Origin of the sequence: Paenibacillus terrigena DSM 21567, assembly GCF_000374845.1 — a bacterium.
GTDB lineage: Bacteria > Bacillota > Bacilli > Paenibacillales > Paenibacillaceae > Paenibacillus_K > Paenibacillus_K terrigena.
On the sequence record NZ_KB895413.1, the window covers coordinates 349,783 to 362,744 of the forward strand.

Below are 12,962 nucleotides of genomic sequence, written 5' to 3' on the forward strand. Positions count from 1 at the left end.
GAGAGAAATTTGTCCTCCGAGGGAAGAAAGAACGCGGCCGTATTGAAACAGGATTCAAACAATGTCTTTGTAATAATACCCAAGATTTTGAAATCGAAGAAGACCGTTATTAGGGCGATCGATCGGGAAATGCATAAAGCTTCCTTTTTTGAATCACACTAACGTCAGTTTGTGATGAGAAAGGAGCCGTTTGTACAATGTATAAGCGAATGAGTGCAGTGTTATTTCCGATTGTCGCCCTAATTTTGATTGCGACTGCTTACTGGGGATATCAACAGTACAAGCAGAAAAATGCGGTCATTTTAAAGGCGGAGAGCCAGTATCAGAGAGCGTTCCATGATCTCTCGTATCATGTTGAGAAATTACATAGCGAATTAGGTAATGCGCTCGCAGTAAATTCAGCTTCTCAAGGGATGCATCGTAAGAGTTTGGCTAATGTATGGAGAATTACAAGCGAGGCGCAGAGCGAGATCAATCAACTTCCATTGACACTGCTGCCTTTTAGTAAAACGGAAGATTTTCTGTCCCATATTTCGAACTTCTCGTACAAGGCTTCGATGCGTGATATGACCAAGGAGCCTTTGTCGAAGGATGAAATGAAAATGCTCAAGACACTCTATAGCAATTCGGAGCAGATTTCGAACGATCTTCAAAAGGTGCAGGCAACGGCACTGAAGAACAATCTGCGCTGGCTGGATGTGGAGCAAGTCATGGCGAGCAAGACTCAGAAGCTGGATAATTCCATCATCGATGGATTTAAAACCGTTGACAAAAAGGTCGGTAACTATCCTGAGATTAACTGGGGACCAGCCGTAGCGAGCGTGTATAGCAAACGTTCCGTTACGATGCTGTCAGGCCAGAATGCGACGAAGGAAGAGATTAAGAAGAAGGCATCCACGTTCCTCGGCGATCATAAGATTACGGATGTCAAAGTGGTTGAGAACGGGGCAAAGACAGAATACGCCTCTTACTCGGTTACAGGGAAACGCAAAGATACGCAAACGGTCGTTCATTTGGATTATACGAAGCGTGGCGGACATTTGATCAGTTATATGGATACACGAGACATTGGCGCGAAGAAGATTTCGAAGGATCAAGCGATGGAAGCAGCGCAGAAATTTTTGAATGAGCATAATTATCCGGAAATGGTGCCGGTAAGCTATGACGAATACGATAATATTGGCAGCACGATCTTTGCGCACAAGCAGCAAGGGATTATATTCTATCCAGAACGTATTACGGTACGTATTGCGCTGGACAATGGCGAAGTGACAGGGATTCAAGCGAGTGACTATGAATACAAGAAGCATGTATTTGATAAGAAAAATACGAAGCCGAAGCTAAGCGTCGAACAAGCGCGGAAATATTTGAACCCGGATCTCAAGGAGAGATTCAACCGCTTGGTGATGATTGAGAACGAGCTAGGAAAGCCGACCCTCTGCTATGAGTTTGTCGGCGATGTCAACAGCGCCACCTACCGGATCTATCTCAATGCGAATACAGGCATGGAAGAGAACATTGAAGAGCTTAAAGGGATGAAACAGAAAAATCCTGCTTCATAAAAAGATCCAACAGAGCCTTTCGACAATCCTGTCGAAGGGCTTTTGCTATTGACGCAATATGTTATAATATGGCTAGATTTTTGTATTCATTGATCGAGGGTTAGACGAGAAGAAATTTAGATATGGCAGGTGATTCGGTTGTTACCTCGAGTAAGTGATCTGGTTTATATTCAAGTGGCTTCAACAGATGAACAGGAAGCGAACCACGAATATAAGTCCCGCATTGTAGAAATGGATGAGACTAATCTATTCATTGAAATTCCGTTAGATGAGCGAACGGGGCGATATAAGCCGCTTCATCTAGGTGATGAGCTCTCTGTATATTTTCTTACGGAAGGCGGCGTTAAGAACTACTTCAATACTTATGTGTGTGGGACACGTCAGGATGTTGTCCGAATGGTTGCCATTAAGAAGCCGGAACTCGAATCCATTTCGAAGATTCAACGTCGTAATTTCTTGCGCGTAACAGCTGAATTAGAGCTTGCCGTGAAATTAATGGATCAAGTGCAGTTCATCGCGATTACGGAAGATGTGAGCGGGGGAGGTATATCGTTTCGCTGTGACGCGAAATGGAATGTGAAGCCGGGTCAGCAAATATCTTGTTGGTTATTGATTCCTTATCGTAACGGTGCGGTTGAACACGCACAGTTCACTGCTGAGGCCGTACGTGTCAAGCCACTCACGCATGACAAGCAGCTCGTGATGATGAAGTTTAGTGAAGTCAGCGAGACGGAACAGCAGAAGATCATTCGTTTTTGTTTTGAGAAACAATTTGATTATCGTAAAAAATAACAGGCATAATTCATACATAATTTGGAAACAATAGCCTCCAATTCGTGTTGGAGGGTGAATTAGATGCGTAGGAATAAAGATCAGCAAGCGGAACAATATGTGCAATTATTTATTCAATTTGCGAACCGTATTGAGAAGCATTTGAAAAGATGGCTGTGGATATGCTGCTGCCTGCTCATCGTGTGTCAAATTCTGCTTCGAATCCCTATGGTACGCGGGTTTATCTCAGGTGTCGATCGTTTGGAAGGGGTTCCGATTTCAAGCCAAAAAATACCGAACAAATCGCTTCCATAGCGGATTATTTTTTGCATCTCTCTTCTTTGTGTGGTATAATTTTCACGTCGCAGGCAACGCCTGCTTTTTTCTTGAAATTTAAGGATGAATGAAGTCGTTTCGACTTGAGGAACGTTTTGAGGAGGAGCAACCTGTTGTTGAATGCGCAGCAAGGTACACTAGACAAGATCAACATTGCAATTGATGGCCCTGCAGGAGCAGGGAAAAGTACGGTAGCTCGTCAGGTCGCGAAGAAGCTTTCTTATGTGTATGTTGACACAGGAGCGATGTACAGAGCTGTAACATGGTTTATGATGGGCCACGGCATTTCAGCAAGTGATACCGATCGTGTTCTTTGTGCCATGAAAGAGCTACATATTGAATTAATTCCCGGTGAACTGACACAACAGGTTATCGTGAATGGTGAAGATGTAACAAGCTATATTCGTACGAACGAGATTAGTCAGCATGCATCCAGTTATGCGAAGATTGGTCCGCTTCGATCCGTCCTCGTCGACATTCAGCGCCAGATGGCTGCGAGCAAAGGCGTTGTGATGGATGGCCGCGATATAGGTACACATGTGTTGCCACAAGCTGAACTGAAAATTTTCCTCACAGCAAGTGTTGAGGAGAGAGCTCAGAGGCGCTATCAAGAGATTAAAGATAGTCAACAGATTACGCTGGAGCAGCTCATGCATGATATTGCTGCACGTGATCGCCAAGATGAACAACGCGAAATTTCACCGCTCGTCTGTGCTGAAGATGCGATTTCATTGGACACAACCTCTATGAACATTGATGAAGTTGTGGATCAGATTATTGACTATTGCATAACCAAAACGGATGGAGCGAAGTAAATTATGTTGTATAATTTTTGTAGAGGCCTTTTACGCGGATTATATCGGTTATTATTCCGTCTCGAAGCGATTGGCATAGAACATGTGCCGTCTGAAGGTGGCGTATTGCTCTGCTCGAATCATGTGAGTCTATTCGATCCGCCAACGGTGGGGATATGTTTGGAGCGCAAAGTGCATTTCATGGCCAAGCAGGAATTGTTCAAGATTCCGTTACTCGGGAAATTAATTCATGAGCTAGGTGCGTTCCCAGTTAAGCGTGGTGGGGTGAGTAAAGAGTCGATCAAGATCTCACTCAATATCCTGCGTGATGGCAAAGTAATGGGGATATTCCCAGAGGGTTCCCGGCATTCTGAAGGTGAAGGGAAGAAAGGGGCTGCAAGCTTTGCACTTCGAAGCGGCGCCGCTGTCGTACCTGTAGCTATTATCGGGAGCTATCGGTTATTCGGTAAAGTGAAGGTGGTATACGGCAAGCCAATTGACGTTACTCCTTTCCAGGAAGATCCGAAGACTGCAGTGGATACACTTACAGATGAGATCATGAATCGAATTGATCAATTAAAGCATCAATATCGATGATTTCATGCATGATTTTTTATTTTGGAAAGATACTACATTTTAATGGTTTTGAACGCTGCCCACTGTGGCAGGTTTAAATAAATGGGGCTTTGAACTGAGGAGGTATAACGAATGTCGGAAGAAAATGTGCAAGTTGAAGCAGTTGAGAATCAAGCAGATCTCGACAACATCGTATCCATCAAAAAAGGGGACACGGTGAAAGGAACAATCGTTAAGATTGAGGATAACCAAGCCATTGTTAGCTTTGGATATAAATATGATGGTATTATCCCGATTCGTGAGTTGTCTTCTGTACAAGTTGACAATGCAGCGGATGCGGTACAAATTGGCCAAGAAGTGGAGTGTAGAGTTGTGACAATTGATGATCAAAACGAAAAAATGGTATTATCCAAGCGTCAAATCGATAGTGAGAACGCATGGGAGCAATTGCAAGCAAAACTTGCCAGCGGAGAAGTCTTCGAAGTTGTTGTAGCAGATGTCGTTAAAGGTGGCCTTGTTGCTGATGTAGGCACACGCGGATTCATTCCAGCATCGATGGTTGAGCGTCATTTCGTTGAAGATTTCAGCGATTACAAAGGTAAGACGCTTCGTGTGAAAGTTAAAGAATTGGATCGGGAGAACAACAAAGTGATCTTGTCTCAAAAAGACGTATTGGATCAAGAGTTCGAAGCGAACAAATCAAACATCATTGCAAACATTCAAGAGGGCCAAGAAATTGATGGTACAGTACAACGCTTGACGCAATTTGGCGCATTCGTTGATATCGGTGGCGTAGACGGTTTGGTTCACGTGTCAGAGCTTGCTTGGACGCATGTTGAGAAGCCTGCTGATGTGGTTCAAGAAGGTCAAAGCGTACGCGTTAAAGTATTGAAAGTAGATCCTGCGAACGGCAAAATTAGCCTTAGCATCAAAGCTGCTCAACCAGGTCCTTGGGATACAGCAGCTGGACAATTCAATATCGGCGATATCGTAACAGGAACAGTTAAACGTCTTGTGAACTTCGGTGCATTCGTAGAAATCGCTGCAGGCGTTGAAGGCCTTGTACACATTTCTCAAATCGCTCACCGTCATATTGGTACTCCGCATGAAGTATTGAAAGAAGGACAAAGCGTTCAAGTGAAAATCTTGGATCTGAACGTTGCTGAGAAACGTGTAAGCCTCAGCATCAAAGAAACAGAAGAAGCTCCTGCAGAAGCTCCTAAAGCTGAGAAACAACCAAGATCTTCGTCTAGAGCGCCTAGAGAAGAGATTAAATTGAACAACCCTAACGTATCGCTTAGCAACGAAGGCATGAGCTTCTCTCTTGCAGAGAAATTCGGCGACAAACTAAGCAAATTCAAAAACTAGAACAATTCATACGGGGGGAATGGAGAGATGCGTGTTTCGCGCAAAGTTGAGCATTTGCAGCATGCGCTGCAAACGGGTCAGAGCGGAAAACACGGACTTTCGGATATCCGGTTTGTGCATCAATGTCTGCCTGAGCAGTCTCTCTCTTCCGTGTCACTCGAATCGTACATCGGCGAGCTCAAATTGAGTTCGCCGATTGTTATTAATGCGATGACTGGAGGAGCACGTGAGACAGAGGCAATTAACCGTGATCTAGCAATAGCGGCGAGAGAGACAGGTATTGCCATGGCGGTCGGTTCGCAAATGTCTGCGATTAAGCATCCGGAAGTACGGTCTAGTTATACGATTGTTCGAGAGATGAACCCGAGTGGTCTGGTATTCGCTAATTTGGGAAGTGAGGCAACCGTTGAGCAAGCGAAAATGGCTGTCGATATGCTTCGTGCGAATGCCTTGCAAATTCATATCAATCCGATGCAAGAGCTCATTATGCCGGAAGGGGATCGGGATTTTCGAGGTGTCCTTGAACGCATTGCTCAAATTGTGCGCGCCATCGATGTTCCTGTCATCGTGAAGGAAGTCGGATTCGGAATGACCGTTGAAGCGGGCAAAAAGCTTCGAGATGTTGGGGTATCCGTGATCGATATCGGGGGATTTGGCGGAACGAATTTCGCTGCGATCGAGAACGCTCGGCGTGAGGAGTCGATAGGATGGCTGAATGACTGGGGAATTCCGACAAGTTGCGCTTTGTTGGAAATAGGACAGGCTATTCTACCGAACCGGATTATCGCTTCCGGAGGCATTAACAATGCACTTGATCTATGCAGAGCGCTGTCGATTGGAGCCGGAGCTGCAGGACTTGCAGGAACGTTCTTAAAGACATTGAACCAAGAAGGAATAGATGCGGTAATTCAGCAGATTACCAATCTCAATGATCAGCTATCACTCATCATGACCGGGCTTGGCGCATCAAGAATCTCCGATTTGTGGGATGTACCGATGATCATTGGTGGGGAAACGGCGCATTGGTGTTACGCACGAGGAATCGATATTAGGGCTTACGCCCAAAGGCAGGATCCTCGGTTAAAATAGACTCGATTGACAGATAATAGGAGCAGTTGAGGTGATCCTATTGAACGCTGGTACAATCGCGTTATTGGTGTATTTAATTGTTCTGATATTACTTAGCAGTGGTTGGAGAGAAGTATTTATTTCATCATTGTCCTATCGATCTTGTTTGTTGTTTATGATTCTTTTTCCCATTGCTGCGTTATTTACGATACCTATTCACTCTACCTTGACCTTGAATATGGGGGTGGTGGTTCTACTTGTAACAGCAGTATATTGCTTGGATAAGCTGGAACCATGGTATCGTAAAATCTATGTCATAACGGTTACCTTATTAATTGGCGTCGTATATGCGCTGTTCGGGCATTTCGTCATCTTGGATCCGATCTTTATCTGGGTGTCATCGCGATGGGATCCCGTTATCGTATCGGTGGCTTGCGTTCTTCTTGCGGTACAAACCATTGAAGAACAGCTAATCATTATCACGGTTGGTTTCTTGTTTGGTGATGCTATTATGCAAGGAATGACAGGTGGGGCAGGAATCACGTTGGGGACGGCTGCATGGTACGATCAATGGTGGATTTCAATCATAACAGCAAGATTATGTGCGTGGTCTTTGGAGAGCGTCATGCTGCTCGGTAAGAATACGGCTGGTTTTTTCTACGAACGGCTTAAGAGCTGGAAGAAATAAAAAAGACCCATCAAAGTGAAGAGAAGCTTTGCAGTTGATTCCGAATACTTTGGCGGGGATCAGAAAATTTAGTAGGAATTTAGCTTCATGATAACAGTGAAGCATTCGATATAGGAGGAAATGGATTATGTCTAGACCCGTAGTAGCCATCGTGGGACGTCCTAACGTTGGTAAATCGACGATTTTCAACCGAATTATCGGGGACCGTCTTGCAATCGTTGAAGATAAGCCTGGGATTACACGTGACCGTATTTACGGTACAGCGGAATGGAATGGTGTTCCGTTTAGTGTAATTGATACAGGTGGTATCGAAATCGATGGCGAGGATGTTATTTTGAAGTCGATTCGTGTACAAGCTGAGCTTGCGATCGAAGAGGCTGATGTGATTGTATTTATGTGTGAAGCGAAGAGTGGCCTTACGAATGCGGATGAAGAGGTAGCTCAACTATTGTTCCGCTCCGGTAAGCCGATTGTTTTGGCCGTTAATAAAGTCGATAATCTAAGCCGTATGGATGAGATTTATGAATTCTACAGCCTTGGCTTAGGAGATCCTGTTGCACTATCGGGTTCGCATGGAACCGGGCTTGGCGATTTGCTCGATGTCGTTGTAGAGCTTCTACCTGAGAAAGAAGAAGAAGTATATGAAGAGGATGTCATCCGCGTCGCATTGATTGGGCGTCCGAATGTCGGAAAATCATCGCTCGTGAATGCAATTCTAGGGGAAGAACGCGTTATCGTTAGTGATATTGCGGGGACTACTCGGGATGCGATTGATACACCATTTGAACGTGATGGACAGAAGTATGTTCTTATCGATACGGCAGGTATGCGTAAACGAGGTAAAGTCTACGAATCGACAGAGAAATACAGTGTCATGCGTGCGATTAAAGCCATTGAGCGAGCAGATGTTGTACTCGTCGTCATCAATGGGGAAGAAGGAATTATCGATCAAGATAAGCATATCGCAGGATATGCGCATGATGCGGGGAAAGCGTCTATCTTTGTCGTGAATAAGTGGGATGTTGTCGAGAAGGATGATAAGACCATGCAACAATTTACGCAAAAGATTCGCGATCATTTCCTATTCATGACGTATAGTCCGGTTGTCTACTTGTCCGCGCTGACGAAACAGCGCCTTCACAAGCTTCTGCCTGTTGTTCAGCATGTATCCGAGCAGCATGCACAGCGCATCCAGACGCATATTCTGAATGATATTGTCTCAGATGCGATTGCGATTAACCCTCCACCGACAGATAAGGGTCGCAGAATGCGGATTAATTACGTGACACAAGTGGCCGTGAAACCACCGACTATTGTCGTCTTCGTCAATGATCCTGAACTTATGCATTTCTCATATGAACGGTACCTTGAGAATAAGATTCGGGCTGCATTTACGTTCGAAGGCACACCGATTCGTATCTTTACACGGCGGAAGACCGATCAAGAATAGAGGATTAAAGGGAGGAGAACCGTGGTTCTAGCGATTATCTCAATCATTCTAAGTTATCTCATCGGTGCGATTAGCTTCAGTGTCGTCATTGCCAAATGGCTGAAAGGCATTGATATTCGCCAGCATGGTAGCGGCAACGCAGGTGCAACGAACACGTTACGAGTCCTTGGTAAAGGGCCGGGAATTTGTGTATTATTGCTGGACATGGCCAAAGGTGTCTTAGCAGTATGGCTAGGCAAGTGGATGGGCGATATTTCGGCCTGGGTTCCCGTTCTATGTGGTATTGCGGCGATTGTCGGACATAATTGGCCTATCTATTTTCGGTTCAAAGGCGGGAAAGGGATTGCGACGACGATTGGTGTCATGGCAACCCTTGCCTTCTTGCCATCCTTATTCGCGGGAATTACGGCGATTATTGTCATTGCTGTAACAAGGTATGTATCACTTGGTTCATTAATACTCTCCGCGGTATTGCCTATTCTACTCATTGTGATGAATCGTCCGTATGAAATATTATGGGCGAGCCTACTCTTGTGTGTATTCGCATTCGTCAGACACCGTTCGAATATCGTGAAGATTGTTCAGGGTAAAGAGAACAAGCTGGGTGCGAAGAAAGGGGAACGTCGCGTTGTCTAAAAAAGTAGCTGTCCTTGTAGCAGGAAGCTGGGGTACTGCACTAGCCAGCGTCCTTGCCAATAACGAGCATCATGTCATGTTGTGGTCGCGAAATGCCGATCAAGTGAACCAGATTAATGAACAGCATCGGAATGAACGTTATTTGCCCGGGGTTGATTTATCGCCTCGGATCGAAGCGACGACTTCGATGGAAGAAGCTGTTCGTGATGCGGAGGCTGTCTTGATTGTTGCTCCGTCATCTGCAATGAGAGCTGTGGCACGTGAGTTGAAGGCGTTTCTTCAGGCTGATACCTTGGTTATTCATGCGACAAAAGGCTTCGAGACGGAGACGCTGAAGCGTATGTCTACCGTGATCGCTGAAGAATTAGAATGCGATGCTTCAGATATTGTTGTTTTATCCGGGCCAAGCCATGCGGAAGAAGTCGTACGGTTGTGTCCGACAACAGTTGTCGTCGCGTCGGCAAATCTTCAAGCAGCTGAAGAAGCACAAGATTTATTCATTAACTCCTTTTTCCGCGTCTATACGAACCCGGATGTGCTAGGAGTCGAGTTATCGGGTGCGCTCAAGAATATCATAGCGCTCGGGGCAGGACTTTCAGATGGACTCGGCTATGGAGATAATGCGAAAGCAGCGCTGATAACTCGTGGATTAGCTGAGATTGCAAGATTGGGTCTAGAGATGGGTGCGAATCCGATGACCTTCGCAGGACTTGCTGGTGTCGGAGATCTTGTTGTGACATGTACAAGTCAACATAGTCGAAACTGGCGGGCAGGGTCGAAGATCGGGCAGGGCAAATCGATTGATACCGTGCTGCAGGAGATGGGTATGGTCGTCGAAGGCATTCGAACCACCAAAGCTGCTTACGCGTTAGCGCGTGAGTATCATGTGGATATGCCAATCACAGATCAACTCTATCAAGTGCTATTCGAGAATAAACCAAGCAAACAAGCTGTGGAAGCGCTCATGGGTCGTGTGCGAAGGCATGAGATTGAGGAAATAGCGAAGACACAGAAGGAAGATTGGCTTAGAAAATTGTAGGCTCTGTTCGTACGCCTACACCAAGCAGCTTTCCCCCTCATATGATGTGTAGAAGTTACGTCAGAGGAGGGGTACGATGGCCAAAAATGTGTCTAAGGATATATTAAATAAAGTGAAAGAGAAGACCGGTAAAAGTATAACCGAGAATCAAATTAAAAAATTAGCCAGCAATGTGAAACCTAGTACGATGCAAAGCGAATCCCAGCTGCGGGAACTCATTAAGCAAGTATCGAACATGGCTAAAATTCCAGTATCGGAAGCAACCGTCAATGACATCATTAAATCCGTAAAGAACAGCGGCGGCTTGAGCAATATGGAGTCTGTGATGAAGATGTTGATGAAGAAGTAGGTTCCGAAGAACAAAAGTGGACTCTGAGATTGGAAGAGTCATCTTTTGTTCTTTTTTTTTGAGTGCTATAATGTTGTGGGGCCTGTATGATATAAATAGTTGACAGCAGAGAAATGGGGGCTATTATGGGACAAGCAATACAGTTAATCGGTAAAAAAGTCACAAAATCAATCGAAGCAGAAGTTGGAAAGTCGATCCTCGACTTGGCGATCAAGCATGATGTGGACTGGGGTTTCTCCTGTACACGGGGTACTTGTGCACGCTGCCGGTGTTCTATTGAGACAGGTACAGAGTTCCTGGAGCCGCCGACGGATGCGGAACGGAATCGTCTGGATGACGAAGAGATCGAAGAGGGTTATCGACTCGGCTGCCAAGCGATCATTCGTGAGGTAGGCGCCATTACCGCCAAGAACAAAACATACTTCTAGTCATGAAGTTCACAAAGTGAGGCATAACCGATGCAGTGCGAAGTAACATTTGAACCGGAACATCGAAAAATACAAGTGAGACCTGGCATTTCCATATTAGATGCAGCACGACGCGCCAAAGTCGCCATTCGTACGCGATGTGACGGAAGGGCTTCTTGCCTAATGTGTAAAGTTGAAGTGCTGAATCAAGAAGGGCTAATGCCTCCGACGAAACAAGAAAAATTAAAACTGGGCTCGCTCGTCGAACGTGGTATTCGGCTTGGTTGTCAAGCGCGAGTTAGCGGTGATACGTCGGTTAACGTCCCGGAAGATCCGCTCAAAGCAGCGATTCGGAAGCAGCTTGCCCGTCAGAAACAGGAGGATGACTGGTTGTGATTGCAAGAGCACGTATCAAGTACATACGAACAGCCGGGATCATGGTGGTGCTCATCATGCTGGCCTTATCAACAACGGGATGTCTGTATCCCAAGGAACTCCGCGCGGAGAACCAGGTCTCTTATCGTGAGACGGTTTTGCTTGTGCAGAATGCAGTAGAGGCATATCAGAAAGAGAAAGGTATATTACCCATTATGACGAGCGGTACAGATGTTCCGAAGTTCGAGAAATATCGGATTAACTTCGAACCCCTGGTAGATGGGAAATATTTGAGCGATGTGCCGAATGCTTCTTACGAAAAGGGCGGTCCAGGTTACTTCATCATTATCAACGAGGAAACCAAGCCTGCAGTAAAATTGATGGATCTGACGGTCTACCAACATATGAATGATATTCAGAAGCTCGTCGATCAGTTCGCGAAAGCGCATCCAGATACCTTGCCGCTGGGGAATGAATTGTATCCAGATTTCTATCAAATCGATGCAAAGCAGCTAAACGGTAAAATGCCAGAGATCAAGAGCGTCTATTCCGGGGAAGCGGCACCAATCATGATCGACAAGAAGGGGAAAGTCTATGTCGATTATGCTGCAGATATTGTAACTGCAATCCAGAAGGCAGGGGGAAATGTGAATGCTAAGGTAGACGATTTACGTGAATATTTGGTCGAGGCGTCCTTCTATTCACCGGTAAAATCAACAGCATATCATTGGGTGAATGAGCAGCCCGTTCCTGTGCGAAGTAAAGAATAAATCATTGGAGAGGTGACCAATATGGGCGAGAGCAAACTTAAGAAAAATTCGTCAACATATAAGGGGAATAAGTCAAAGTCGAAACCGAACAACAAATTTTTTGGATGGTTTCTAGGGATTGTCGTTGTGTTACTAATTGGAGCATTAGCAGCCATTAATGCCCTCTCCCCATCCAAAGCGGATGAGCCGCCAGTCGAAGGCAAGAAGTATGAGATCTCGACTGTAGGGCAGCCGGTCTTAGGAAATAAAGATGCCAAAGTAGAAATTGTGGAGTTCGGTGACTTCAAGTGTCCATCCTGCCGACAGTTCGAAACGGATGTGTTCCCGAAACTGAAAGAGCAATATATCGATACGGGTAAAGCGAAAATAAGCTTTATCAATTTCTCTTTCATGAGTGAAACATTTAAGCTGTCAGATAACGATTCGAAGCGTGCTTCACTGTTCGGTGAAGCGGTATATAAACAGAACCCAGAGGCATTCTGGACGTACTACCAACATCTATACGAGCAGCAAGGTGATGAACGTGAAATATGGGCAACAGAAGAGATGCTCTCGAATATCGTGAAGGATATCCCGGGCATTGATGTGGAGAAAGTCAAGAAAGAGGTTCAAGAAGGGCTGTACGATAAAGAATTGGAGAACGATCATAAGATTGTAGATCAGCTTGGCATTACGTCAACCCCGACCATTTTTGTCAATGGTCAACCGATTGACAAACCATCTCTAGAGAGTGTCTCCAAATTGATTGAAGCCGAGCTGGCGAAATAACGGAG

The 12,962-nt window shown here is 45.3% G+C and carries 16 protein-coding genes; all 16 read left to right on the forward strand.

Annotated elements, in window-relative coordinates:
- Nucleotides 1–197: 197 nt before the first annotated feature.
- Entirely contained in the window at nucleotides 198–1,562 is a 1,365-nt protein-coding gene (gene ypeB / locus C558_RS0105735) for a germination protein YpeB (protein WP_018755288.1), read from the forward strand.
- Nucleotides 1,563–1,700: 138 nt separating this feature from the next.
- A complete protein-coding gene (locus C558_RS0105740) occupies nucleotides 1,701–2,354 on the forward strand; it encodes a flagellar brake protein (RefSeq protein WP_018755289.1) in 654 nt (217 codons plus the stop codon).
- A gap of 63 nt (nucleotides 2,355–2,417) precedes the next feature.
- Nucleotides 2,418–2,648 (forward strand): hypothetical protein, encoded by a 231-nt coding sequence (locus tag C558_RS0105745; RefSeq protein WP_018755290.1) that lies wholly within the window; start codon nucleotides 2,418–2,420, stop codon nucleotides 2,646–2,648.
- A gap of 134 nt (nucleotides 2,649–2,782) precedes the next feature.
- Nucleotides 2,783–3,484: a (d)CMP kinase gene (gene cmk / locus C558_RS0105750; protein ID WP_018755291.1), complete on the forward strand. Its 702-nt coding sequence runs from the start codon at nucleotides 2,783–2,785 to the stop codon at nucleotides 3,482–3,484.
- A 3-nt stretch (nucleotides 3,485–3,487) separates the two neighbouring features.
- Entirely contained in the window at nucleotides 3,488–4,060 is a 573-nt protein-coding gene (locus tag C558_RS0105755; RefSeq protein WP_018755292.1) for a lysophospholipid acyltransferase family protein, read from the forward strand.
- Nucleotides 4,061–4,171: 111 nt separating this feature from the next.
- Nucleotides 4,172–5,407 carry a 30S ribosomal protein S1 gene (gene rpsA, locus C558_RS0105760; RefSeq protein ID WP_018755293.1) on the forward strand — a complete coding sequence of 412 codons (1,236 nt, stop codon included), beginning with the start codon at nucleotides 4,172–4,174 and terminating at the stop codon, nucleotides 5,405–5,407.
- Between the two features lie 27 nt (nucleotides 5,408–5,434).
- The gene (gene fni, locus C558_RS0105765) at nucleotides 5,435–6,496 is read left to right on the forward strand and encodes a type 2 isopentenyl-diphosphate Delta-isomerase (protein WP_018755294.1); all 1,062 of its coding nucleotides are present in this window, start codon (nucleotides 5,435–5,437) and stop codon (nucleotides 6,494–6,496) included.
- 31 nt (nucleotides 6,497–6,527) lie between these two features.
- On the forward strand, nucleotides 6,528–7,163 hold the full coding sequence (locus C558_RS0105770) for a YphA family membrane protein (protein WP_018755295.1): 636 nt from the start codon (nucleotides 6,528–6,530) through the stop codon (nucleotides 7,161–7,163).
- A 127-nt stretch (nucleotides 7,164–7,290) separates the two neighbouring features.
- Nucleotides 7,291–8,613, forward strand: coding sequence for a ribosome biogenesis GTPase Der (gene der / locus C558_RS0105775; protein WP_018755296.1), 1,323 nt, complete (start codon nucleotides 7,291–7,293; stop codon nucleotides 8,611–8,613).
- A 21-nt stretch (nucleotides 8,614–8,634) separates the two neighbouring features.
- Nucleotides 8,635–9,249 (forward strand): glycerol-3-phosphate 1-O-acyltransferase PlsY, encoded by a 615-nt coding sequence (gene plsY / locus C558_RS0105780; protein ID WP_018755297.1) that lies wholly within the window; start codon nucleotides 8,635–8,637, stop codon nucleotides 9,247–9,249.
- The gene (locus tag C558_RS0105785; RefSeq protein ID WP_018755298.1) at nucleotides 9,242–10,288 is read left to right on the forward strand and encodes an NAD(P)H-dependent glycerol-3-phosphate dehydrogenase; all 1,047 of its coding nucleotides are present in this window, start codon (nucleotides 9,242–9,244) and stop codon (nucleotides 10,286–10,288) included. Before plsY ends, C558_RS0105785 begins: the two co-directional genes overlap by 8 nt.
- Nucleotides 10,289–10,364: 76 nt before the next feature.
- On the forward strand, nucleotides 10,365–10,637 hold the full coding sequence (locus C558_RS0105790) for a stage VI sporulation protein F (RefSeq protein WP_018755299.1): 273 nt from the start codon (nucleotides 10,365–10,367) through the stop codon (nucleotides 10,635–10,637).
- A 125-nt stretch (nucleotides 10,638–10,762) separates the two neighbouring features.
- Nucleotides 10,763–11,065, forward strand: coding sequence for a 2Fe-2S iron-sulfur cluster-binding protein (locus tag C558_RS0105795; RefSeq protein ID WP_018755300.1), 303 nt, complete (start codon nucleotides 10,763–10,765; stop codon nucleotides 11,063–11,065).
- 30 nt (nucleotides 11,066–11,095) lie between these two features.
- Nucleotides 11,096–11,440 (forward strand): 2Fe-2S iron-sulfur cluster-binding protein, encoded by a 345-nt coding sequence (locus C558_RS0105800; RefSeq protein WP_026263745.1) that lies wholly within the window; start codon nucleotides 11,096–11,098, stop codon nucleotides 11,438–11,440.
- On the forward strand, nucleotides 11,437–12,189 hold the full coding sequence (locus C558_RS0105805; RefSeq protein ID WP_018755302.1) for a hypothetical protein: 753 nt from the start codon (nucleotides 11,437–11,439) through the stop codon (nucleotides 12,187–12,189). The genes C558_RS0105800 and C558_RS0105805 overlap by 4 nt, the downstream gene beginning before the upstream one ends.
- Nucleotides 12,190–12,210: 21 nt before the next feature.
- Nucleotides 12,211–12,957 (forward strand): DsbA family protein, encoded by a 747-nt coding sequence (locus C558_RS30480; protein ID WP_018755303.1) that lies wholly within the window; start codon nucleotides 12,211–12,213, stop codon nucleotides 12,955–12,957.
- Nucleotides 12,958–12,962 lie beyond the last annotated feature (5 nt).